Raw genomic sequence first — 24975 nt, forward strand, 5'->3', positions numbered from 1 at the left:
CGTATACTAATGCCCGTTCAACAACAACCGGAATCCATATTCAATCAGCTCGACGCCTTTGGGCACAAAAAAGTTGTATTCTGCAGCGATCCGGATACGGGTTTAAAAGCCATCATAGCTATTCATGATACTACGCTGGGTCCTGCTTTTGGCAGCACACGCATGTGGAGCTATAAAACCGAGGCTGATGCTTTAAACGATGTACTGCGTCTTTCAAAAAGTATGACCTATAAATGCGCTATCGCCGGCCTTAACATGGGCGGTGGTTACTCCGTAATTATAGGCGATTCGCGTAAGGATAAAACCGAAGCGCTGATGCGTAAGTTTGGCCGCTTTATTAAAAACCTTAACGGCGAGTTTATCACCTCCGAAGATGTTGGCACCAATCCACGCGATATGGAATACATCCGCATGGAAACCCAGCATGTTACCGGCATACCCGAAAGCCTGGGTGGCAGCGGCGATCCATCGCCTGTAGCCGCGCAGGGTGTTTTTCAGGGCATAAAGGCCTGTGTAAAAGAACAATTCGGCAGCGATAGCCTTACCGGCAAATCAGTTATTGTACAGGGCGTTGGCCATGTTGGTGAACACCTGGTACGTTTGCTTCGCGATGAAAATGTAAAAGTTTACGTGAGCGATATCCAGGAAGAGCGTATTGGCCAGATAGCCAAAAGATATGGCGCCGAAGCCGTATCCAACAACAGTATATTTGATATTGATGCCGATATTTACGCGCCATGTGCTTTAGGCGGCACTATTAATACACAAACCATCAATAAACTAAAATGCAGCATCATTGCAGGCTCGGCCAACAACCAATTGCTTGATGAAGCCGAACATGGCGCCCTGCTTTTAGAAAAAGGGATATTGTTTGCGCCCGATTATGTGATCAACGCGGGCGGTATCATTAATTGTTATTCGGAGCTGATGAGTTTTAGTAAAAAACGCACCATGCAGCTTACCGAAAACATTTACGAGGTAACACGCACTATTTTAAAACTTTCTAAATCAGAAAACATTTCAACCGTTAAAGCCGCCAATAAAATAGCAGAGAAACGGATAGCGGACATTAAAAAAGTAAAATCGTCTTATTAAAATTATATTTAACCATCTGCCAGCTGGCAGATCAAATCGTTCTTACACATGTTAAACAGAAGGCACCTCAGGGTAAAGGTATTACAGGCACTATACGCGTATCATCAGTCAGATACTAAAGACGTAAGGCAACACGAAAAAAATATGCTAAATGGCATCGATCAGGTATTTGAAATGTATATCTGGATGCTATCATTAATTTCAGAAGTGGCCAATTACGCGGCTAATGACGCGGAAGAACGCGCCAACAAACATTTACCAACTGCCGAAGACCTGAATGCCAATCGTAAAATATTGAGCAACAGGTTTATCGTTACCCTTAACGACAACCGCGATTACCTGATCGCGTTAAAAAAATATAAAGTAGAATGGCATTTTGAGCCCGAACTGGCCAAAACATTGTTCACCACGCTTAAAAATTCGCCCGAATATGCCGAATACCTGGCCAAAACGGATGACACTATTCAAACAGATAAAGACATTATTAAATTCATCTTCAAAAAAGTGATCCTGAAATCGTCATTAGCCGAACAGGTTTTTGAGGACAAGTTTATTTTTTGGCCGGTTGACCGCGATGTATTGCAGGCCCTGATCGCTAAAACATTCAAGAACTTTGCTTCGGAAAATGCCAAAGAGAATCACCTGGCCGAAATTACAGGCAACTGGATCGAAGACCGTGAATTTGTGGTAAATCTTTTTGATCAAAGCATCCGGTTTGATAAACCTTACCAGGAACTGATAGCTGCCAAAACCCAAAACTGGGAACCCGAGCGTATTGCCATGATGGATACCCTGTTAATGAAAATGGCTATTACCGAATTTATTAACTTCACCTCTATCCCGGTTAAAGTAACTATTAACGAGTACCTGGAGATCTCTAAAGAGTTTAGCACTCCTAAAAGTAATTCATTTATAAACGGTATCTTAGACAAGATTTTAATTGATCTGAAAACAGAGCAAAAAATCAAAAAAATAGGAAGAGGACTAATAGAATAATATTTTAACCGATGAAACGATTATTTTTAAGCTTATTAACCGCAGGCGTATTATTATCAGCCTGTAACCAAACACCCGCCAATGGCGCGGCATCAACCACAGCCGACAGTACAGCAACTAAAACTGCTGCCACAACTACAGCAAATGCTGCTACCGCCCCGGTCATGAAGTTTGAAAAAGAAAGTCATGATTTTGGCAAGATCAAACAAGGCGACAAGGTTAGTTATGATTTTAAATTTACTAATGATGGTAAATCGCCGTTGATTATTACCGACGCGGTTGCCAGCTGCGGCTGTACTACTCCCGAGTGGCCTAAAACCCCGGTTAAACCAGGCGAAAGCGCTTTGATCAAGGTAGTATTTAACAGCGCGGGTAAAACAGGTTTGCAAGACAAACAAATAACCATTACTGCCAACACCGTACCGGCACAAACCATGGTACACCTCATTGGCGAGGTATTAACAAAATAACAATTAATTAAAAAAATGATAGCTACTATTTTATTACAAGCACCAGCAGGTGGTTCCGGAGGTTTTGGTATGTTAATACCAATGGTATTGATCATCGTGGTGTTTTACTTTTTCATGATCCGCCCGCAGGTTAAAAAGCAAAAAGATCAAAAGAAATATGTTGAGGAATTAAAAAAAGGCGACAAGGTGGTAACTACTGCCGGTATACACGGTCGTATCATTGACCTGAACGATACCACTTTTTTAGTTGAAGTTGAGAACGGCAAGATCCGTTTTGACAAATCGGCTGTTTCTTTAGATGCTTCAAAAGCACTAAATACTCCTCCGGTAGCTGTAAAGAGCTAATTAAGGAAGCTGAAAGCGAAAGGCTTAAGGCCTAAAGCTAAAAAAACTTAGCAAAATGACTAAAGGCTGAAAGCTATAAATGATTAATCTCGTTTCTTGCTTTCAGCTTTTGGCTTTCTGCTTTAAGCTCAATAAATATGGCAATAGTAAAATTATCGGCTACAGAACGAAGGCGCTTATCGGCATTTTTCACCTGCCTGGTGCTGGCTGTTTTAGCCTGGTTGTTTACTACGCTCTCTACCCCGCAGCCCTATACCATTCAGGAGGTACTTACCTATAAAAACGCACCCCAAAAACGCGCTTTTCATTCCCTGCAACCCGATACGGTGAATGCTACCGTACAGGGCACCGGCTGGCAAATGCTTTTTTCGAGCATGAATAAAGAAAGCAAGCCCATCACCATTGATCTTTCGACGCTGGAGAACCGCAATTACGTGGTGCTTAACTCACAGCTCAAACAGATCAACCTGAATAAGGATATTACACAGCAGATCATATCTATCGACCCGGATACCCTGTATTTTGATTTCTCGAACCGTTTGGTAAAAAAGGTTCCGGTACAACTGATGCTCGGTATCAGATACCGCAAACAATTTGCCGTGTCGGGTAATATGATCATCAAACCGGCATATATCACCGTGAGTGGCCCTACCGAACGTTTAAAGCAAATAACCTTGTGGAAAACAGATTCGCTGCTGATGAATGACGTGGGCGAAACCGTGAATACCCGGGTAAACCTGCAAGCGGTTAAAGAAGGTAATTTAAATATGTACCCCAAAACCGTACAGGTGATCATCCCGGTTGATGAGTTTACCGAAAAAACGTTGGACCTGCCGGTTAAGCTCATCAACAATCATAATTATGATAATGTAAAGGTGTTTCCGCAACGGGTTAAGGTTACGTTTACCACCTCCCTGAGCAGATACCCGGATATGACCGAGGACCTGTTTGAGGCCACCGCCGATCTTGACCTCTGGCGCGATCATGGTTATACCACACTACCCGTAAAATTGACCCGGGTGCCTCCGTTCTGTAAAATTGTAAAAGTGAGTCCGACTAATATTGATTTTATTATTAAGAAATAAAAGACTATGGGATTTGAAGACTTTTGGATTTGGAGAGCATGGATAATCGATTTAGACGACCCTATTTCAAAAAATCTTATAATCCAAAAATCCTATAATCTCATAATCTCCCAAAAATGCTTAAAATAGGTTTAACAGGTAATATAGGTAGTGGCAAAACTACGGTAGCCAAAGTTTTCGAGCTTTTGGGTATATCCGTTTTTTATGCCGACGACGAGGCAAAAAAAGTGATGGTGACCGATGCCATCTTGATTGATGCCTTAAAACAAACGTTCGGTGCGGCATCCTATTTTGATGATGGCAGCCTGAACCGTAAACACATTGCCGGTATTGTTTTTAATAACGAAGCCGAACTTAAAAAGCTAAACGCGCTGGTACATCCGGCAACTTTCAGGGCTTTTGATACCTGGCTGCAAAATATCCATGAGGCGCCCTATGTGATCAAAGAGGCCGCCCTGTTGTTTGAAAGCGACTCTTATAAAATGTGCGACCGCAGTTTGCTCGTATCCGCCCCTTTAGAAAACCGTATAGCCCGCGTAATACAACGCGACCATATTTCACGTGCTGAAGTGGAAAGCCGCGAAGCCCGCCAGTTTACCGAAGAAAAAAAGAAACAGCTGGCCGATGATGTCATCGTTAACGATGACCATCAGCTGGTCATTCCGCAGGTATTGACCTTACACCAGCAATATTTAACCCTCGCCACGGGTCAAGAATCAGGAATCAAGAGTCAAGAATCAAGAAAATAGCCAAATATTCGAAAACGCAAGGAGTACCTAACCATATCAATAAAAATCAGTGCAATAGCTTTTAGCTTTATGCATTTAGCTTTTAGCTTCAAAAAAATGATACTTGACGATTTTGTACAGATAGATGAAAAGGGCCTGTATTGCAAATACGGTGATTTTTATCTGGACCCTAAACTACCCGCCAAAACAGCGGTGATAACCCATGGCCATGCCGATCATGCCGTAAGCGGTAATCAGGATGTTTATTGTACCCGGGCAACAGCCAGCGTTATGCAGTTGCGCTATGACCGTACGGCGGCTAAGGTTTTTAATATAGTGGGCTTTAATGAACCTTTTACTATTGGCGGGGTAACCATAACGCTGATACCGGCTGGCCATATGCTGGGTTCGGCACAGGTGCTGATGGAATACGAAGGTACCCGCTACCTGTACACCGGCGACTATAAACTACAGCCCGATGATACCTGCGAGCCTATTGAATGGGTAACTACCGATGTACTGATCACCGAAAGCACCTTTGCCGATCCGGAAGTGATACATCCCGACCCCATTGCCGAGATCCAAAAGATCAATTCCATCAAAACCAATATCCTGCTGGGCGCTTATGGTTTGGGTAAAAGTCAGCGGCTCATCAACCTCATCAGCACTTACGCGCCACAGAAAAAGATACTGGTTCATCACCGTATTATGCCCATCAATGCTATCTATCAAAAACTGGGCATTGTATTGGGGCCGCATCGAATTTATGGCCGCAAACTGATGAAGGTGCAGGATGAGTTTGTTTACATCGTTCCGCCTTTTACGTTTGATAGCTATATCAGGGCTACGGGCGTAACCCGGCTTTTTGCCTCGGGCTGGAAAAACCTGCAGGTTAACCAGCGCGATACCCTGTTTATATCAGACCATGTGGATTGGAACGATATCCTGGAAACCATAGCCCGCACCCAACCCAAACAAATATGGACACTTCATGGTGATGGCCGGCATTTAAAAGCGCATTTTAACAACGATATTTTTGTAAAACTGCTTTAAGCAAAGCGTTTATAATTACCAATTTTTTTAGTAAATTTGTATAAACAATAGCCCTAACGCTCTTTTTCAGAGGCGGCTGATTGTTGAGCTAAGCATAAATATGATCAAAAAGAGGGGTAATATTTATATCAAACTATTAACTATCAACCAATTAGCAACTTTTTAAACCATTCAAAACACATCAAAATTGTGTTGAAATTTGTTAAAAATTGTTAAAATTGGTGCTTTTTGAGTGTTTTTGAACTGTTTTCACCTCGTTTTTGAACCGAAAAGTGTTAAAATTTAAGGTTTAAAAAGTTTTATCGCGGTAGCAAATGTTAAAAATGGCATGGCTTGTTAACGGGCTATGCTAAACAGCTTAAATAAATGTTACAGGAAGGGATAGATTATTACATTAATGAGGATGGTAATTTTGTTTTTACAAAAGAGTATCATTTAAAACGGGGCTACTGCTGCAAAAATAAATGCCTGCACTGCCCCTGGGATTATGGTAAAACAGATATTACGGATACTCAAAATGAAATAAATAAAAACGAGCTGTAATGAATAGTCCCCGGCTTACGTATAGACTTAGCTCAAATTAAAAATAATTAAACATATTTACATTCTTATTGATTGTTACCAATTATGCGCATTGACGACGAAATACAAAGTTCAAACTTTGAAGATAACTATCATAAAGCGGTAATTAACATTGCGTATACAGCAGGCTGGTTAACCAACGCTTTCAAATGCAGCTTTGATAAATATAATATCACCCAACAACAATTTAATATTCTGCGGATATTAAGAGGACAGTACCCTAAACCGGCTACCATAAACCTGTTGAAGGAACGTATGGTTGATAAAATGTCGGATGCATCACGCATAGTTGACCGATTGATCCAAAAGGAGCTGGTTTCGCGCTGTACCAACAATAAAGACAGGCGCGCGGTAGATATCCGCATCAGCGAACTGGGTTTACAAACTCTGGAAAAAATGGATAAAGAGTTTAAAACCAAAGATATGCTGAAAGATCATATGACCGAAGAGGAGGCCGCCATACTCAGCGATCTGCTGGATAAGCTGAGAGGGTAAAAAATCATGTGGGATGCTGAACTTGTTTCAGCATCCCACATGCCAGGTTTATGCTTTACCAGGGCTAACCAAACAGGTGGGATCCCGAAATAAATTCGGGATGACTTCAAAAAAATTAAAAATGCCCTCTTATTTTATCAACTATCTCAGCATCATATAGCGATCTTAATTTCTGATGAACCTCTGCTGATAAATGAGGTAATTTAACCGCCTCCACATTGCTGTTAACCTGCGTTACTTTAGATGCCCCGGGTATTACGGTAGTAACCTCCGGATGATCCAAGATCCAGCGAATGGCCCATTGCGGCATTCGGTCGTCAGGCAGCAGGCTTTTTATTTTATCTGATAATTTAACACCTTCGCTAAACTCGATACCAGAGAATGTTTCACCAGTATTAAATGCTTCGCCGTTGGCATTGTAATGACGATGGTCGTTTTGAGCAAATTGGGTTTGTGTGGTAAATTTACCCGATAGTAAACCACTGGCCAATGGTACGCGCGCAATGATAGCTATGCCTTTATCCGCGGCCTTGGCAAACACCTCATCGGCCACATGTTGCCTGAACAGGTTAAAGATGATCTGTAACGAAGCCAAACCTTCTTGCTCCAGGCAGATCAGTGCTTCTTCGGATGTTTCCACACTGGCGCCAAAATGGGTAATGAGGCCCTGCTCCTGCAACTGGCGCAAATGATCAAATACTTTGCCTGAGCGCAGTTCTTCCGTGGGGATGCAATGCAACTGTTCCAGGAATAAGCGGGGAATATCCAGGTGGCGGAGCGAATCTTCTACCTGGCGTTTCATGGCATCATAGGTAAAATTCTGAGGCCAGCCATTCGGAGCATCACCGCGGCGACCCAGCTTGGTTGCCACGTATACTCTATGATCAACAATTTTCAAAAACTTACCGATCACGGTTTCGCTAACGCCCAAGCCATATACATCGGCAGTATCCAAAAAGTTGCCGCCGGCATCGGTATAGGCTTTTAATATATTGATAGCTTCATATTCATTCACATTGCCCCAGTCGGCGCTGCCCAGTTGCCAGGTGCCTAATCCAACTTCGGCAATGGCTGTGCCTTTAAAATCCCTGTAGTTCATAGTGTAGTTTTGCTATGTTGTAAAAGTACAAAGCCGTCCTGATAAACAAAACGGCTTTATAAATAGTATGATCGAAATATTCTTTGACCTATGCTTTAAATGCCGCGCTCTCCTGTTTCAAAATATCCAATACCGATGGTGTAACCCTCCCAAAGAAGGATACTCCTGATGCCCCATTTTTCAAGGCATATTGAATACCGGAGCGTACCTCTTCATCATTATTAAAATCAGAAAGATAAAGACCTGCATACAGCGGAAATTTGCCATCAAGCACGTGGATCCCTTCGGCAACAGCATCACCTATCCAGCTTACGCTTTCTTTATAAAAACCGTGATATATCATAGGGCAAACGCCATCCAGCTTAAAGTTTGTCCAGTCCTGGCGTACATTACGGCGCGCTACTTCGGGCGTTGGGAAAACAGCTGCTGTGATCGGTTTTTTATGCTGATGGGCCACAGCCGATATCGCGTTTACCACCCTGATGATATTACCATACCTGAACAAGCGCCAGGAAAGACTGGCATCTGGGTATTGAATAGCTTTGATATCCTTACCATATTGTTCTTTAAACTTAGCCTGGCAAACTTCGCAATAGCAAAAATCATATTCGGGCAGTTCCTTAGTTTGTTCAATTTTATATTTATCCCACAGGTTTACGGGGAGTATTACATCACAGTAACGCACATAATCCAGGTGGATGCCATCTACATAATCCTTAGTCAATATATCATTAACGGTACTGGTTAAATACTCCTGAACCTCTGGACGCGATGGACAAAGCCAGCGGTAATATTGTACATAAGGTGGTTTATCTGCACAGGAATCACCGTTACGGCTTTTGCTGTACCATTCCGGATGATCGGCTACTTTTTCGGCACGGTTAAAAGTCCAGATCCAGCGATGCGCCTCAATGCCCGCGGCTTTCGCAGCACGGAAGTGTCTTTCACTATCGTTCTCGAAAAATATCCCGGTAATACCGGCTGCTTTGTAAGCCGTGTAATTAGTTTTCAGATCCTCGTCCGTATCCTTTAGGTTAGGATTGATCCAGATCCAGTTTTTCATGACCTTTTTTTTACTTACAGCAACAGGTTTTGCCTGCCCCTTTATAGGTAATTGAGCGGCAACGGTGGCTACTAAACCGGCTTTTAAAAATTCGCGCTTATTCATGGCGTTTGGTGATTGGTGGTTAAGGGTTCAACAAATCCATCCTGGTTAATGGTATAAGTTATTTTATTTTCCTCATCGTTAATTAAAGCCATAAACTGATGTTTAGTAGCTTCGAGCTGTAAGTTATTAAATTTTTTTAAAATGTTATAACCACTTTCCAATCCCAATTCTTTTAATGATTGCGCGTAACCATGATTTTGCCTTTGCCACTGCTTTTGTTTGTAATAAACCAGCCATAAATATCTTTTTTGCAATTCGGCATAAGGCATTTCAAACACTACATCATCGGCCTCATGATCGCTGAACAACAGGTAGCCCCAACGCTCCGGATAATGCATATTGATCAGCCCCTGGGCCGACCATACCCAGTTATGTTCTGGCAGATCACGACCCGAAGCCGCATCTTTTACTTTGATGTATTGGCCATTTTGAATGTTTGTATCATATTCAACCCGCGAAAAATTGATCCTCCATAAAGTTCCATTCTGGGGCACAGTTCTCCGGAAACCGGGGCTAATGGCTTTATATGGAATGGCCATTTCAACAGTCCAGCCCTTGTCTGTATCAGTAGGATCATTGAGTGTACCTCGTATTTTTACAGCAGTACGCAAACCAGGAGCATCCCAACCTGATATGGCAGCCCCGCCGTTACGGTAAGGCTTTGTCAAAAACAGATCGAAAATGGTATTCAGGGCATTTACCTCTATTTCATAATATTGATGCCCGGTATTCAACGGATCGACAAACAATTCAAAATCATTCTCCCGATATACAACCTCATCATGATTTTTGAGTTTGGCCCACACATGTGGATCGTATATGCGGGCGGCGATATATAGGCAGCTATCGTCCCAAAGCATTTTTACATTGGTTTGCAATGGAGGTTTGGGTTTCAGGTTGCCCTCAATATCTACAAAACCCTTCGTCCATTTAGCCTGTTGCCATATTTGTTCGTCAATATCCCCATCAATTACCGGGGCTTTACCGGTATGTTTTACTACATAACTTTCGGGAACGGTAAACAGGTTTTCAAACCCTTTAAAAACATCCTGGGCCTTGAGCTGCCAGGGCGTCAAAATAGCAAAAACAGTAAAAGCCATCATTTTACGACGGCTTTTTAATAAACTGGAGGTAATGATATGTATTTTCATTAACTGCCCAATTCTAATATACGGTCAAACTCCTCGCGTTTTAAGCCCATTACCGACAAGCGGCCCTGCCTAACCAGGCCTACATCTTTTAATTGTTCATCGGCTTTAATGGTTTCCAGGGTTACAGGTTTCTTTAAGGTCTCAACCGGGGACAGATCAACTACTACCCAGTTAGGATCTTGCGTGGTTGGGTCCTGATAGGCTTCTTTCACCACTTTGGCTATTCCTACTACTTCTTTACCATCGTTACTATGATAAAACAACACCAGGTCGCCTTCCTTCATCAATCGTAAATTGTTACGCGCCTGATAATTACGCACACCGTCCCAAAAAGTACGTCCATCCTTGTTAAACTTTTCCCAACTGTATTTTACGGGTTCCGATTTGACTAACCAGTGCTGCATAAATATTTCTGAATTATATGTTTTTATACCTGTAAAGATGTTAAAATCCACCGATAAACTAAAACAGCATTTTGTAAAAAACATGGAGGGACAAGAAATTTGAATGGCATCATACATTCAGTAAATTATTGTTTAAATTTGATACATGACAAAATCTATAGTATTACTATTGTTACTCTCTGTTTCAACAATTTGTTACTCCCAAAGTCTTTATACGGCTTTGCATATGAATGATAGTAAAGAATATAAGTTTGGGAGGCCGAAGCAGATCATTGAGGAAAATACCTTTTATTCATCAAGCCATACGGAGATAGCTAAAAATATAAAAGTATTTGATGCCGCCGGGATGTTATTGACAGAAGAACGGTACACTCCGGATGGGATATTAACCGCTAAACTCACCTATGTCAATGATACGACCAGGCACCTTAAACTCGCCAGGATCTTTGAAAGATGGTTAAAATATGGCCGCGGCAAAGAAATCGCTACTAATCAATACGATGAACACGGCTTTCTGATAGGAACCGTTGATAGTACTGCGCATGGAAAGATCATTGATGTGGTGAAAATAGTTAATAACGGCAAAGGTGATCCTATTGAACTGGTTCTTTTTGATGCCAATAATAACCCATTCGGAAAAGAGACAGCTGAATATAACTATGATAAAAACACAGTGGTTACCTCTGTATTTAAAAATGATGGAACAAAGCTTAGTTCCGACACAGCAAAGATTCGTTTTACTCCTGCTACTATAAGCGAAGAAGATAAAAGCAACTATAATCAATATAATGATGCTATTAGTTATTCCACAAAAAATTTAAATGGTTCGGTAAATCTTTATGAATGCGAATACCGATATGATAAAACCGGTAATTGGATTGAACAAAAAACATATATAATTACGCTAAAATCAAATGGTAAAAAGGAAAGGCAACTTAACAAGCTTTTCAAAAGAGAAATTACTTACAGGTAAAAGCAAGTAACAAAGGAACAAAATTCCAACAAAAAACCCCGCGACAGATGTTGCGGGGTTTTAGCTTTATAATTGGTCTGATCGTTTATTGTTCGGGTATACTGTAGAAAAATCTTTCAAAAACAATTTTACCGTCTTTAACTTCATATACGCAGATCTCCTGCATATTTACTCTACCCATCCCTTTAAAGGTGACATCCGTATCCATGGTGACTGCAAAAAAGTTCGCGCTTACAATTGGATCGGAAACAGTGCCGCCATGGATCTCTTCTACCGATTCAAACCACTGCTTTGATTTCTCTATCACAGCTTCTTTGCCATTTGTAAATTCCTCATAGGCCCCTTTTGGTTCCTGACTTACTATATTATCGGCATACAGTTCATTCATAGCGTCAAAGTTTTTACCCTCACGGCAAAACTGTACTAATGCGTTAGCTACTTCTTGTGTGTTCATAATTGAATGATTTTAATTGGTGGTTCGTTATGTTAAAGTTATTAATAATCTGTTCATTATCCCGAACAGGCATTTTAAATTTAGGTTACCTTTTGCTGAATTTTATGCGACACGTTTCACCTGCAGATACATCCAATTCTAATTGTCAATAATCTGTTACATCCGTCATTATACTGTTGATTAAATTATTATAAAGTATTTTAGCGCAGAACAATCAGGTTTATTCATCATTTTACCTTTATCATGAATCAAAACTATACCGCACGACTAAACTTCCTGTTAACCGTTTTAAGCTTCCTGATGTTAACATTCCAGGCCAATGCACAGGCGCCCGCTGATGACCCGCATTTGGGGATCATTCCGGCGCCGGCTTCCATAACCAAAACCCAGGGTACATTTGTATTCAGTCAGTTAACACAGATCAAAGCCGATAATATCAAAGACAGGAATGTTGCTTTCCTGAAAGATTTCCTGTTGAATAGCCGTCATTTTAATAACAAGCTATCTAAATACAATTCCAAAGTAAAATCGACTAAAGGAACCACCCTCATATTGACCGCTAAAGGAGCTGCCTCGTTGCCTAAAGAAGGTTATAAGCTAACCATCACTCCGCACCGTATTACCATTATCGGTAAGGACGCAGGTATGTTTTATGGTATCCAAACTCTCATGCAATTATTCCCGGTAGAAACTTCGGGTACCGAAAAATTCAGTTGTGTGACCATTGAAGATAGCCCGAGATTTGGTTACCGGGGGATGATGCTGGATGTATCGCGCCATTTTTTTACCGTACCACAGGTTAAAAAGGTTATTGAGCTGATGGCGGCTTATAAGCTGAATAACTTTCACTGGCATTTGGTTGATGGTCAGGGTTGGCGCATCGAGATCAAGAAATATCCTAAATTAACCCAGGTGGGCGCTTACCGGTTGCAAACCTCCTTTGGCACTAACCGCGATTGGCCCGATTCCTTATCTTATGGCGGTTTTTATACTCAGGATGATATTCGCGATGTGGTGAAATTCGCGGCACAACGTTATATCAATGTGATCCCGGAAATTGAAATGCCCGCGCATTCAGAGGCTGCTTTACGGGCCTATCCCGAACTCAAATGTGAGCCACCTGCCGATACCAAGATTCCCGCCAGGGATATCAACAATATCTATTGTCCCACCGAAGAAACTTTTACTTTCCTGGAAAATGTACTGACTGAAGTGATGGAGCTTTTCCCCAGCAAATACATTCACATAGGTGGCGACGAGGCTGGTAAACAGCCTTGGAAAGAGTCGGCTTTTTGCCAGGCGCTGATTAAGGAAAAAGGATTGAAGGACGAACACGAATTACAAAGCTATTTTATACAACGCATTGAAAAATTCCTGAACTCCAAGGGCCGCAGTATTATTGGCTGGGACGAGATACTGGAAGGCGGCCTGGCCCCTAACGCCACCGTGATGAGCTGGACGGGCGAAGCCGGGGGTATTGCAGCCGCGCATCAAAAACATAACGTGATCATGACGCCACAAACTACCGGCAACTACTTTGACCATTACCAGAGCGGATCACCGCAGGAACCGGTTTCCTTTGGTCGTTATGCAGCTTTGGATGAAACCTACAATTACGATCCGGTATCAAAAGAATTAACACCTGACGAGCAAAAATATGTGATAGGCACCCAGGGTAATCTGTGGACAGAGTACGTACCCACTGTGGCAAAATTGCAATACCAGATATTGCCGCGACTGTTTGCTCTTTCGGAAGTAGCCTGGAGCTTGCCTAAAAATAAAGACTATACCAATTTTTCAGAGGTACGCCTGGCCAAACATTTTGCGCGTTTAGAGGCCATCCGTTACAACTATCGTGTGCCTACCGCCTTGCCGGTTATTGACACCATGGTTTTTGGCGATAAGTTTACGTTTGCACCCAAATCTGTAGTGCCTGGTGCCCGGATCTTTATTACCTATAACGGTCGCGACCCGTTGGATACCGATTGGGAATATACTTCACCGGTAACTATTGTAGTGCCACCCAATGAAAAACGCGAGTTTAAAACACGTGTGATCACACCAAGCGGTCGCCGCAGTATAGCTACCCGCATATTGATGTATAACCGCGCGCTGATACCGGCAGTAAATTATACTGCCAATAAACCGGGACTGAGCTATAAACTCATCAAAAGTAAATTCACCGTGCCCGAGCAACTGGATTACGCCAGTGCGCCCGATTCGGCCGTTACCGATCGTTTAAGTGCCGAAACCTTTAAAAAAGATAATCCCAGCTTTGGTATAGTGTACAGCGGTTATATCAACATCCCGGCAGATGGCGCTTACAATTTCAGTACAGCCTCTTACACAGATACCCAGGTATTTATTGATGGCGAAAAAATAACCGAAAGCGAACCGGCGCTTCCACTAGCTAAAGGCTTTCACTCGATCAAGGTAAAATATATTTACACCGCCCCTGTTCCGGTACCCGGATCATACCGGGTAAGGCAAACTCCGTTGCGCGTTTTTATATCGCCACCGGGTTCGGCAGGCAAAAAGGAAATTATGCCGGGTATGCTGTTTAATTAGTCCCAGGCCAATCACAAAGCCCTTATCAATGCCGGTAAGGGCTTTGTTTTTGGCCTATAATTTTATGGCTAAGTACCTTGATTAATTCATTTTATATTATATGTTTGTACATTATAACATATTAAATTACTCCGTTAGATTTTAGCCATCCCCATTATAATGAAAAGACGACAATTCTGTATAAAAAGCTTCTGCCTTATCACTATTCTGTTTTTACTGAGCACCGTGGTTACAGGTGTTTATGGTCAAAAAGCTCAACCTGCTTTTACCTCCATAACCCTGCAGCCTACGGTGGCTTATGTAAAATATCATGGCGAAAACAGGCGTGTGGCGCGGCTGCTTTTCAAGAATGGCAAAAGTTATAACGCCGGAACTTTATCGGTTTCATTTAATAACCATACAGACAATATCGCCATTCCTGCCAGCGCCGTTGGTTTGGATGTTTTTGAGGTACCCTTGCCCGGCCCTGTTATTAAAATAGCTACCCAGGCTACTGTTACTTTAGCATATAACGGGCAAACTTATACGGCCCGCTGTAATATGGAACCAGCCCGCGACAATTGGAGTGTTTATGTGCTGCCCCATTCGCATGTTGATATTGGCTATACCAACACACAGGCCAAGGTGCTTAAACTGCATATGGATAATATTGATGAGTCTATCGACCTGGCCGAAAAAACACAGAATTATCCTGCCGAAGCCCGTTTTAAGTGGACAACCGAAGCGATATGGGTGGTGGATAATTACCTGAAACAAGCCAATGCCGAAAAGAAAGCCCGCTTCTGGAACGCCGTAAAAAAAGGCTGGATAAGCCTGGATGGCGCTTACGGCAATATTAATACCAGCATGACCGATTCTCGTCAACTGATGCAGATGTTTGCCAAATCGCAAAAACTGGCACGTGAACAGGGCATCGAGATCCATACTATGTTCCAGGGGGATGTGCCGGGGGCCTCATGGGGATTGGCGGCGCAAGCCGAGCAAACCGGCATCCATTACTTTTTATCCGGCCCTAACGCGTCTGACCGGATCGGTAACCTAGCCAAATGGCAGGACAAGCCTTTTTACTGGCTATCGCCATCGGATAAACAAAAATTGTTGTTCTGGCAATGCCAGCCCTACTCCATTGGGTATCGGCTTAAAGGCACCAAAATACCTAACTTTTTTACCATTGATGATCCCAAACCTTACTATACCGGTCACCCCGAAGAAAACTTCCTGAACCCATACCTTTTCCAATACCTGGGCGATCTGGAGCAGAACAATTTTCCGTACAATATGACCATACTCACCTGGGCCATGAGCGATAATGCTCCTATCGACCCGGAACTACCCGATGCGGTAAAAGCCTGGAACGAGCATTATACTTCACCCAAACTGATCATCACCTCGGTAAAACAGTTTTTTAACGACCTGGAAAAACAATACAAAAATGAGATTCCATCTTTTACCGGCGATTATACCGAGTACTGGACAGACGGGGTTTCCTCTGCTGCCCGGGAAACGGCTTTGAGCCGTGTTACATCCGACAGGCTGAAGCAAACCGGGGCTCTTTGGGCTATACGTAATAAACCTGCTTACCCGGTTGTTGCTTTTGACGATACCTGGAAAAACCTGCTGTTATACAACGAGCATACCTGGGGAGCCTATAACAGCGTGAACGAGCCCGATAACGAAAAGGTAAAAAGTGAATGGAATGTAAAGCAAGGCTACGTACTGCGTGCCGAAAAACAAGTGGATTCTTTAATGACCGAAGTCCTAAAACCATCTGCAACGCATGCCAATGCCATTGATGTATACAACACCACCAACTGGCCCCGCACCGACGTGGTTTATGTGCCCGCCAGCCTCAGCAAAACCGGCGATCTGGTTAAGGATGCCACAGGTAAAAAGATCCCTTCACAACGCTTAAGCAGCGGCGAACTGGCTTTTGTGGCGGATGCTGTACCAGCCCTGGGTAAAAAAACCTATACCATTTATGCAGGCAAAGCTCTCAGCAATGGACAGGCCAAGGTTAGTGGGAACAGTTTAAGCAATGGCGTTTATTCGGTTGCTATGGATCCCAAAAGCGGCAATATCGTAAAACTGATCAAAGGAATATCTGGTCGTAATTATGTTGCTGTGGATTCAGCCGGGTTAAACCAATATATGTATATGCCGGGCGATTCATTAAAGAAATTGGTAAGCTCTACCAATACCCATATCAGCATCAAAGAAAATGGACCTTTGGTAGTAAGTATGCTCATTACTTCGGATGCTCCCGGAACCCGGGGCATTACCCGCGAAGTAAGACTGGTAAGCGGACTGGATCAGGTGGAAATCATCAATACGATAGATAAAACCGCTATCAGGCGCAAGGAAAGTGTACATTTTGCATTTCCCTTTAATGTACCGGGTGCACAAGTACGCTACAGTATTCCCTGGGGCAGCGCCCGTGCCGAGGCCGATCAGTTGCCTTATGCCAACCACAACTGGTTTACGATGCAGCGCTGGGTTGATGTATCCAACAACGCGTATGGCATTACCTGGTCGAGCCCTGACGCGCCATTATTTGAGATAGGTAACATTACTACTGGCAATCTGCTGGGGGGCTTACATCATGCACCACAATGGCTTTCGTTCACCCCGCAATCACCGGTTTTGTATTCCTGGGTGATGAACAACCTATGGCATACCAATTTCCGCGCCGATCAGGAAGGTAAAGCTACTTTCCACTACTTTATGCAAGCCCATGAAAGTGGTTTTAACAGCTTTAAAGCCAACCAAACCGGCCTGAATAATCATCAGCCCCTGGTCGTATCAGCAGCCACCAGCGCGCCGGAAAAAGGCCTGTTCTTTAAGATCAATGGTGATAACATTTACGTGGAAGCCATCAAACCTACCGACGACGGCTTGGGTGTGATAGCACAATTAGTGAACAGCGGCGACACCGATAGTGAAGTGGGCATCACTCCGAATACAGTATCCGCTATTAAAGTTTGGGAAAGTAATTTGATGGAGGATAAGCTGAAGGAGTTAGGGAATCATTTTACTATCCCTGCTAAGGGAGTACTAAGCGTTAGGGTAGATAAATGATCATTATCTCCAGGTTGTATAAATTGACTGCATTTGATATTAAGCCAGCTATGAATTGAAATTGAGCCGATCATATTTATGGTTTACACTGTAAACCCATTTTTGATGATAAAATATATTTAAATATTTGATTATCAATAAAATACATCAACGTAAACCATAAAAAGTGTAAACCATGTAAACCCACTTTTTGGTTAATTCTGTCAATCTAATCCAAAACTATACATCAATCCGTAACTGAGTATCCGGATCAAATAAAAAAGAGGCTGATCATGATTAATGATACAGCCTCTTTTTTATAGTAAAACCTATAGTTTTATTTATGCTTTGATCCCATGTAAAAAGTAATCTCGCCACCGTTCATGATATCGGCATGGCTTATGAAAAGGCCGTTAAGTACCTTACCATTCAGTTCCATTTTTTGTACGTATACATTTTTAGGGCTTTGGTTTTTAACGTTGATGGTAAACGTTTTGCCATTATCCAGGTTGATCACCGCGCCGTTTACTGCTGGGCTACCGGTTGAATATTGATCAGACCCAGGCGCTACCGGGTAAAAACCCAATGAGCTGAAAATATACCAGGCACTCATCTGACCGGTATCGTCGTTACCACCCAAACCATCCGGTGTTGGTTTATACATGCGGGGTAATATCATCCGGATGCGTTCCTGTGTTTTCCAGGGTTTGTCTGTCCAGTTGTACAGGTAAGCTACGTGGTGCGATGGCTCGTTGCCATGCACATAATTGCCTATAATGCCATCGCGGGTAATGTCTTCGGTTTCTGCAAAATACTTATCAGGCAGGTTCATAGTAAATAACGAATCCAGGTAACCTACAAAGCGTTTGTTACCTCCCATCAGCTTGATCAGTCCTTCCGGATCTTGCGGAGCAAACAGGGTATAGTTCCAGGAATTACCTTCAATAAAGCCTTCGTTAATAGTGCTCAATGGATCAAATTTTTGACGGAAAGTACCATCTGCCAGTTTGGGGCGCATAAAGCCTGCTTTGGCATCATATACGTTCTTGTAGTTTTGTGAGCGTTTGATAAACTCTTCGTAAATATCGTTACGGTTCAACTTTTTAGCCATCTGCGCAATAGCCCAGTCGTCAAAAGCATATTCCAGGGTTGATGATACCGACACACCACTTTTTTCATCCGGGATATACCCCCTATCTATGTATTCACCTATACCTTCATAATCACGATGGCGGGCAGTTGCCACACAAGCATCCAGCGCCTTGTTGGCATCAAATGGAGCATTACCTTTTACAACCGCATCGGCCAGTACCACTACGCTGTGGTAACCACTCATACACCAGTTTTCGTTCCCAGAGTTTGACCATATGGGCAGCATCTTCTCCGGACTCTGATCAAAGTGCACCATCATAGATTGTACCATATCTGCATTGCGCTTAGGATCAATAATATTGAATAAAGGGTGCAAGGCACGGTAAGTATCCCACATAGAGAAGGTGGTATAGTTGGTAAAGCCATCGGCTTTATGCACATTTTGATCAAGGCCTTTGTATTGGCCATCCACATCCATATAAATGGTTGGATTGATCATGGCATGGTACATTGAGGTATAAAAATTCTGCTTAGTCTCTTTGCTGCCTTGTATCACAATCTTGTGCAGTTCCTGCTCCCATTGTTGCTGCCCGTCATTTTTTACTTTCTCAAAATCCCAACCCGGCAGTTCGGTACGCATGTTATTAAGCGCGCCATCCATACTTACCGGCGATATAGCAAATTTGATCTTGATCTTTTCGCCTTCTTCGGTTTTAAAATCAAAGTAGCTTCTGATCTGGCGACCGGCTATTTCGGGGAAGTTTTTAGTTTGATTGAATTTGCCCCAGAAACCTCCGTAAACCTCACGCTTGTCATATTTTTTGTAACCATGCTGAAAGAACGGTTTTGAAAAGCTCATGGCAAAATATAGTGAGCGGGTACGCGCCCAACCATTGGTTTGTCGGTAGCCAACCACAGTAGAGTCATTCAATACCTTGAGGTAAGTCCACACGTTTTTATCCGGATAATTATAGATCCCCGCCATCAGGTCAAGAATGATGTGCGATTGATCTGATTTTGGAAAAGTGTATTGATGAAAGCCCACGCGGGTAGTAGTGGTCATTTCGGCGATGATGTTGCTGGCATCCAGCTTCACCTTATAATAGTTGGCCTCGGTAACCTCATTTTGGTGCGAAAAAGCAGAACGATAGCCGCTACCTGGTTTGTCTGCAGTGCCCGGGTTCAATTTTAAGGCGCCTACGGTAGGCATGATCAAAAAATCGCCCAGATCTGAGTGTCCTGTACCGCTAAAATGGGTATGACTAAAGCCTACGATGGTTTTATCATCATATTGATAACCCGCGCAGTATTTATATACATCGGGATTATAGTGACCGTTGAGTTCATAGCTGGCGGTATCTGTTTCGGGACTTAGCTGCACCATACCAAAAGGAACGGTAGCTCCCGGATAAGTGTGCCCCATACGTTGCGTACCGATGATGGGATTAACGTATTGTACCAGTTTTTCTGCCGGATGCGTTTGTGCACCTGCCATAAAAGCGGTGCCCAACAAAAAAGCAGTGAATAAATGTTTCATATTATATAATTAGTTTTTCTCTGACAGAGAAAATGGAAAATCCTTGTCTTGCGTACCCCGATTTTTGTTTGGCGTCGCTCCCATACCTACATTGATCACCGCGCCCTGCATCAGCGCTTTATGACTAAGCCAGTTTGGAGTATATGTTTTACCATTAACATTAAACGTTTGTACGTAGCGGTTTTGCGCGTTGTTGGCAGGGGCGTTAATCACTACCTGCTTACCGTTCTCTAATGTAAGGGTTAGTTTTTTAAACAATGGTGCGCCCAGCACATATTGGTCACTGGCAGGGCAAACCGGGTAAAAACCCATGGCTGAGAACACATACCAGGCCGATGTTTGACCATTATCTTCATCACCGCAATAACCATCGGGTGTAGCCTTGTACATACGGTTCATGGTTTCGCGTGTCCAATACTGGGTTTTCCAGGGTTCGCCGGCATAGTTATACAAATATATCATGTGCTGTATAGGCTGATTACCATGCGCGTACTGTCCCATATTAGCTATCTGCATTTCACGGATCTCGTGTATCACCCCACCGTAATAACTATCATCAAACACAGGCGGTATGGTAAATACAGAATCCAGCTTGGTTACGAATTTTTGTTTACCCCCCATCAAATTAATGAGTCCCTGAATATCATGAAAAACACTCCAGCTGTAATGCCAGCTGTTACCTTCGGTAAAGGCATCGCCCCATTTAAAAGGATTAAAGGGTGTTTCAAAAGAGCCGTCTTTATTTTTGCCACGCATTAAGCCGGTAGCAGGGTCAAACAGGTTACGGTAGTTTTGACTACGCTTTTTGTAGATACCTATTTCAGATTCCGGCTTACCCAAAGCTTTACCCAATTGGTAAATAGCAAAATCATCGTAAGCATATTCAAGCGTACGGGCTGCGTTCTCGTTAACTTTCACATCATAGGGCACATAACCCAATTCGTTGTAATATTTCACGCCGTAACGGCCAGTAGCAGATATCGGGCCTTCGTTGTTAGCGCCATGTACCAGTGCATCATAAAGGGTATTGATATCATAGCCCCGCAAGCCTTTCAAATAAGCTTCGGCGACAACTGATGCCGAGTTATTACCCACCATAATATCTGCATAACCCGGACTCGACCACTCTGGCAGCCAACCTCCTTCTTTATAGTCGTTGATCAGACCTTCCTGCATTTCTTTGTTGATAGATGGATAAACCAGGTTCAGGAAAGGATAAAGGGCCCTAAAGGTATCCCAAAAGCCCGTACCGCCAAATAAATAACCGGGCATTACCTTGCCATTGTACGGGCTATAGTGTACTATCTTATTCTGCGCATCCAACTCATACAGCTTGTTTGGGAAAAACAACATCCGGTACATACAGCTATAAAAAGTGCGGGTTTGGTCAATGCTGCCGCCTTCTACATTAATCCGGCTCAGGGTTTTATTCCATACCGCTTTGGCTTTTTGGCAGGTAGCGTCAAAGTTATCGTTTGCCAGTTCGCGTTTCAGGTTCAGATCCGCCTGTTCAAAGCTTACAAATGAGGAAGCTACTTTCAGGTGTACCTTTTCGCCTTTGGTAGTCTTAAAGCCGATAACCGCACCTGAATGAGCGCTGGTAATCTCCAAAGAATCATGGGCCAAAGTTTTATCATGCCATGCTTTTGCCAGTGTAAAAGGTTTATCTACATAAATAACAAAGTAGTTTTTAAAGTTGGTCATTTTTCCGCGTGCGTAACGGGTACTATAACCTATGATCTTTTGCTCCTTCGGCAGTATTTTGATGTATGAGGCGCGATTAAAAGCGTCAACAACGATGAATGAACTATCAGATTTTGGGAAAGTAAACCTAAACTGAGCGGCCCGTTCTGTTGGGGTTATCTCGGTAGTCACATCAGCATCTGCGAGGTAAACACTATAGTAATAAGGTTTGGCCGTTTCTGATTTATGCGAGAACCAACTTGCACGATCATCCTGGTCAAAACGCAGTTTGCCAGTAACCGGCATAATTACAAATTGCCCATAGTCATTCATCCAGGGACTTGGCTGATGGGTTTGTTTAAAACCCCGTATTTTATCGGCAGCATAAGTATACTGCCAGCCATCACCCATTTTACCGGTTTGCGGTGTCCAGGTATTCATGCCCCAGGGCAATGCTATAGCCGGGTAAGTGTTTCCGTTTGACAGATCGGGCTTAGAATCGGTGCCCATCAGCGGGTTGATATAATCAACCGGACTGTTGATCTTACCAGTTTGCTGTGCATACGTACTCACGCAAAGCGAAACCAAAATGGCGCTAAAAAGTGCTTTCATTAGTTATAATTTAATTGTGATGAAACTGCAGGTTTCAGGTTAATGTAATGTTACAATCTTTATTATCTTCTCTCATTATAAACGCCAACCTCAGCAATGGATACCTGGCGATCAGCTGCATCAACAGATACGCGAATTTTACTACCCCATACCCTGTCAAAGCGAAATATCTTTACCCGGTTTTTGCTCTCGCCAGAAAACAGAGGTTTCCAGGTACCATTATCACAATATTCCAGACGTAGTTTGGTGATGTTTGTTTTCTCTTCGGTAATAGCTATTGTATTAAATCCCTGATCACACTTAAAAGTAACCTCATACCACGGATTTTTCACGGTTGGGTTTGATATCCATGAACTATGGAAATCATCATCATTAGCAAAGTCCATAATATTGGAATCATCACTCCAACTCGAGTTCGAGAATTGGTTTTTAGCCAGATTTGAGGATATAATTGGCGCTTCGAGTTTAGGCAACTTAGCTACTGGGCCATCGTTCTTCCACATCTCCCCTATTTTTTTGAGGGCTGCAAGAGCATTATCATCAATAAGGCCATCACGGTTGGGGGCTACATTCAGGATAAAATTACAATCCACATTATTGAATGGAATAATGTTATCATTAACCAGTTTAACAGGGTCTTTCACGGCATCAGTAGGATCAGACAAATTCCAGAACCAGTGTTTTTGCAACGGATAGCAGGAAAGCGCCGGCATGTTGTTGTTCTCTTTTGAAATGTGTTGACCGGCTCCTTGCTCATAAGTTTTAATATCCGTATAGAACATACCTTCGGCAGGGTATTTAGCGCCGTTAAGATCCATAACCAGGCAATTGGGCTGTAAGGATTTTACCAAACGGTATATCTCTTCAAAAGGTACATCATCATAAGATATTCTTGACCATGGTGCGTCCCAACCATCAATGATCAAAGCACCGATATCACCGTATTTGGTCATCAATTCGGTGATCTGGGCCTTGATCATATCAATATGCTTAGCGGTTATACCATTAGGCCGTAAGCTGTGATGCGTATCCATGATAGAATAGTATAAAAATACTTTCAATCCATTGGCCCTGAATGCATCCGCGTACTCTTTAACCACATCCCTTTTCAGCGGACTATTCATTACGTTATAATCGGTAGTTTTTGTATCCCAGATGCAAAATCCGCTGTGATGCTTAGTGGTAATACAACCGTAACTCATGTGAGCAGATTTTGCTGCTTTAGCCCACTGATCGCAATTGAGCTTTGTTGGATTAAAAATGGCAGGCGATGCCTCAGGATCGGCCCAGTCCTGATTAAGATAAGTTGGAATGTTAAAATGGATGAACATACCGAAACGCAAATCAACAAACTCCTGTTGCAGCTGCGCCAATGTTTTTACAGGTTTGTTGCTTTGTGCATACGCTCCCATACCCAGGCTACACAACAGTGCCAGGCAAATTGCTTTTATACTATTACTTAATTTCATATAATGCTGTGAATTGGTTATTCTCCAATAACCGGATTAGCCGCGTAGGCTGTCCAAAGTTCATTTAGTGTTTTGCCGGTTTCTTTCTTCCAGCTATCATCAGTAAAGGTATGATTGCGCAACTGGGCATCCAAATCTTTTACCAGGCCCGATTTAATGTTTTTCTCTATCCACACCAGGAAACGGGCAGTAATGCGGTAACTATTTTCATAGCTTTGCGTTGCTTTAAAAGCAGGTAATGCCCATTTGGCGCCTTCATTATCAACTCCAAACTTATAGCGGGCATAATCGGCTATACCTTCCGTTAACCATCCGGGGCCATTGTTATTGCTACCATAGTCCTGAACAATATGCATTACCTCGTGCGTTACTACATCAATATCATGCGGATGCTTTGTCATATATTTCGCACTAAAAACAACCCGGCCATTATCGGTGGCGGCAACACCATTGTAAGCGGTATCAATAACAAAAGTTACACTTTTTAAGGTTTTTTTATTGTAGGTCTTTGCCAGTTTAGGATAAACAGCGTAAAAAGTTTCAATCAATTTATTTTTAAGCTCGGGGCTAAAACTAGCATCTTGATTTTCAAAGGTTAGTTTATATCCTTTTTTGTTAAATACTTCAGTTTGTTGCGCGTTGCTTTTACTTGAAAGCCCTAAAATGATCAGGAGGTTTAGAAGTAGTATTCTTTTCATGGATGTTTTTTGGTTATTATAATGTTGAGACAATAGAGATACTTTTCAAAAGTAAAACGTTTTACCAATATATACAGTATTATTTTAATTTTTTTGACTGTAACAATTATGATTTTAATAAGCGTCCACCGCTTCTCCGATGGACGCTTTAAATACTTAACTAT

At 42.6% G+C, this 24975-nt stretch carries 21 protein-coding genes; 12 read left to right on the forward strand and 9 right to left on the reverse strand.

Features of this window, described 5'->3' with window-relative positions; translation table 11 throughout:
- The first annotated feature begins 9 nt into the window (after positions 1 to 9).
- The 9 genes from AC57BQ_RS15245 to AC57BQ_RS15285 all read left to right on the forward strand — a co-directional run bounded on the left by AC57BQ_RS15245 (position 10) and on the right by AC57BQ_RS15285 (position 6849).
- A complete protein-coding gene (locus AC57BQ_RS15245; RefSeq protein ID WP_090466928.1) occupies positions 10 to 1095 on the forward strand; it encodes a Glu/Leu/Phe/Val family dehydrogenase in 1086 nt (361 codons plus the stop codon).
- Between the two features lie 48 nt (positions 1096 to 1143).
- The gene (locus tag AC57BQ_RS15250; RefSeq protein WP_496407104.1) at positions 1144 to 2091 is read left to right on the forward strand and encodes a transcription antitermination protein NusB; all 948 of its coding nucleotides are present in this window, start codon (positions 1144 to 1146) and stop codon (positions 2089 to 2091) included.
- An 11-nt stretch (positions 2092 to 2102) separates the two neighbouring features.
- Entirely contained in the window at positions 2103 to 2561 is a 459-nt protein-coding gene (locus AC57BQ_RS15255) for a DUF1573 domain-containing protein (RefSeq protein ID WP_090466931.1), read from the forward strand.
- 15 nt (positions 2562 to 2576) lie between these two features.
- Positions 2577 to 2906: a preprotein translocase subunit YajC gene (gene yajC, locus AC57BQ_RS15260; protein WP_090466932.1), complete on the forward strand. Its 330-nt coding sequence runs from the start codon at positions 2577 to 2579 to the stop codon at positions 2904 to 2906.
- Positions 2907 to 3043: 137 nt separating this feature from the next.
- The gene (locus AC57BQ_RS15265; RefSeq protein WP_496407105.1) at positions 3044 to 3991 is read left to right on the forward strand and encodes a CdaR family protein; all 948 of its coding nucleotides are present in this window, start codon (positions 3044 to 3046) and stop codon (positions 3989 to 3991) included.
- A 116-nt stretch (positions 3992 to 4107) separates the two neighbouring features.
- Complete coding sequence (coaE, locus tag AC57BQ_RS15270) at positions 4108 to 4740, forward strand: dephospho-CoA kinase (protein ID WP_496407106.1); 633 nt, start codon at positions 4108 to 4110, stop codon at positions 4738 to 4740.
- 96 nt (positions 4741 to 4836) lie between these two features.
- Positions 4837 to 5772, forward strand: a complete 936-nt coding sequence (locus AC57BQ_RS15275) for an MBL fold metallo-hydrolase (protein ID WP_496407107.1) — start codon at positions 4837 to 4839, stop codon at positions 5770 to 5772.
- A gap of 366 nt (positions 5773 to 6138) precedes the next feature.
- The gene (locus tag AC57BQ_RS15280; protein ID WP_496407108.1) at positions 6139 to 6315 is read left to right on the forward strand and encodes a C1orf53 family protein; all 177 of its coding nucleotides are present in this window, start codon (positions 6139 to 6141) and stop codon (positions 6313 to 6315) included.
- An 84-nt stretch (positions 6316 to 6399) separates the two neighbouring features.
- Positions 6400 to 6849: a MarR family winged helix-turn-helix transcriptional regulator gene (locus AC57BQ_RS15285; protein WP_496407109.1), complete on the forward strand. Its 450-nt coding sequence runs from the start codon at positions 6400 to 6402 to the stop codon at positions 6847 to 6849.
- A gap of 115 nt (positions 6850 to 6964) precedes the next feature.
- Here AC57BQ_RS15285 and AC57BQ_RS15290 read toward each other — a convergent pair whose 3' ends face one another.
- The 4 genes from AC57BQ_RS15290 to AC57BQ_RS15305 all read right to left on the reverse strand — a co-directional run bounded on the left by AC57BQ_RS15290 (position 6965) and on the right by AC57BQ_RS15305 (position 10671).
- Complete coding sequence (locus AC57BQ_RS15290; RefSeq protein ID WP_496407110.1) at positions 6965 to 7948, reverse strand: aldo/keto reductase; 984 nt, start codon at positions 7946 to 7948, stop codon at positions 6965 to 6967.
- An 88-nt stretch (positions 7949 to 8036) separates the two neighbouring features.
- Positions 8037 to 9116 carry a family 10 glycosylhydrolase gene (locus AC57BQ_RS15295; protein ID WP_496407111.1) on the reverse strand — a complete coding sequence of 360 codons (1080 nt, stop codon included), beginning with the start codon at positions 9114 to 9116 and terminating at the stop codon, positions 8037 to 8039.
- Positions 9113 to 10267 carry a carbohydrate-binding family 9-like protein gene (locus tag AC57BQ_RS15300; protein WP_496407112.1) on the reverse strand — a complete coding sequence of 385 codons (1155 nt, stop codon included), beginning with the start codon at positions 10265 to 10267 and terminating at the stop codon, positions 9113 to 9115. The genes AC57BQ_RS15295 and AC57BQ_RS15300 overlap by 4 nt, the downstream gene beginning before the upstream one ends.
- Entirely contained in the window at positions 10267 to 10671 is a 405-nt protein-coding gene (locus AC57BQ_RS15305; RefSeq protein ID WP_090467680.1) for an EVE domain-containing protein, read from the reverse strand. Before AC57BQ_RS15305 ends, AC57BQ_RS15300 begins: the two co-directional genes overlap by 1 nt.
- A 226-nt stretch (positions 10672 to 10897) precedes the next feature.
- Between AC57BQ_RS15305 and AC57BQ_RS15310 the strand changes: the two genes are divergently transcribed.
- Positions 10898 to 11644 (forward strand): hypothetical protein, encoded by a 747-nt coding sequence (locus AC57BQ_RS15310; protein WP_496407113.1) that lies wholly within the window; start codon positions 10898 to 10900, stop codon positions 11642 to 11644.
- 85 nt (positions 11645 to 11729) lie between these two features.
- Here the strand turns inward: AC57BQ_RS15310 and AC57BQ_RS15315 are convergent, their stop codons facing one another.
- Complete coding sequence (locus AC57BQ_RS15315; protein WP_090466953.1) at positions 11730 to 12098, reverse strand: nuclear transport factor 2 family protein; 369 nt, start codon at positions 12096 to 12098, stop codon at positions 11730 to 11732.
- Between the two features lie 243 nt (positions 12099 to 12341).
- Between AC57BQ_RS15315 and AC57BQ_RS15320 the strand changes: the two genes are divergently transcribed.
- Positions 12342 to 14666: a family 20 glycosylhydrolase gene (locus AC57BQ_RS15320; protein WP_496407114.1), complete on the forward strand. Its 2325-nt coding sequence runs from the start codon at positions 12342 to 12344 to the stop codon at positions 14664 to 14666.
- A 159-nt stretch (positions 14667 to 14825) separates the two neighbouring features.
- Positions 14826 to 17741, forward strand: coding sequence for a glycoside hydrolase family 38 N-terminal domain-containing protein (locus AC57BQ_RS15325; RefSeq protein ID WP_496407115.1), 2916 nt, complete (start codon positions 14826 to 14828; stop codon positions 17739 to 17741).
- A gap of 316 nt (positions 17742 to 18057) precedes the next feature.
- On the opposite strand, the gene AC57BQ_RS15330 is transcribed toward AC57BQ_RS15325, so the two are convergent.
- From AC57BQ_RS15330 to AC57BQ_RS15345, 4 genes are all read right to left on the reverse strand, one after another.
- Entirely contained in the window at positions 18058 to 20349 is a 2292-nt protein-coding gene (locus AC57BQ_RS15330) for a GH92 family glycosyl hydrolase (RefSeq protein ID WP_496407116.1), read from the reverse strand.
- Between the two features lie 9 nt (positions 20350 to 20358).
- A complete protein-coding gene (locus AC57BQ_RS15335) occupies positions 20359 to 22644 on the reverse strand; it encodes a GH92 family glycosyl hydrolase (protein ID WP_496407117.1) in 2286 nt (761 codons plus the stop codon).
- Positions 22645 to 22706: 62 nt separating this feature from the next.
- A complete protein-coding gene (locus AC57BQ_RS15340) occupies positions 22707 to 24113 on the reverse strand; it encodes an alpha-L-fucosidase (protein WP_496407118.1) in 1407 nt (468 codons plus the stop codon).
- A gap of 17 nt (positions 24114 to 24130) precedes the next feature.
- Positions 24131 to 24811, reverse strand: coding sequence for a basic secretory protein-like protein (locus AC57BQ_RS15345; RefSeq protein WP_496407119.1), 681 nt, complete (start codon positions 24809 to 24811; stop codon positions 24131 to 24133).
- Positions 24812 to 24975 lie beyond the last annotated feature (164 nt).

It is taken from the genome of Mucilaginibacter sp. BGA-UO-ETr-C110 (assembly GCF_059567985.1).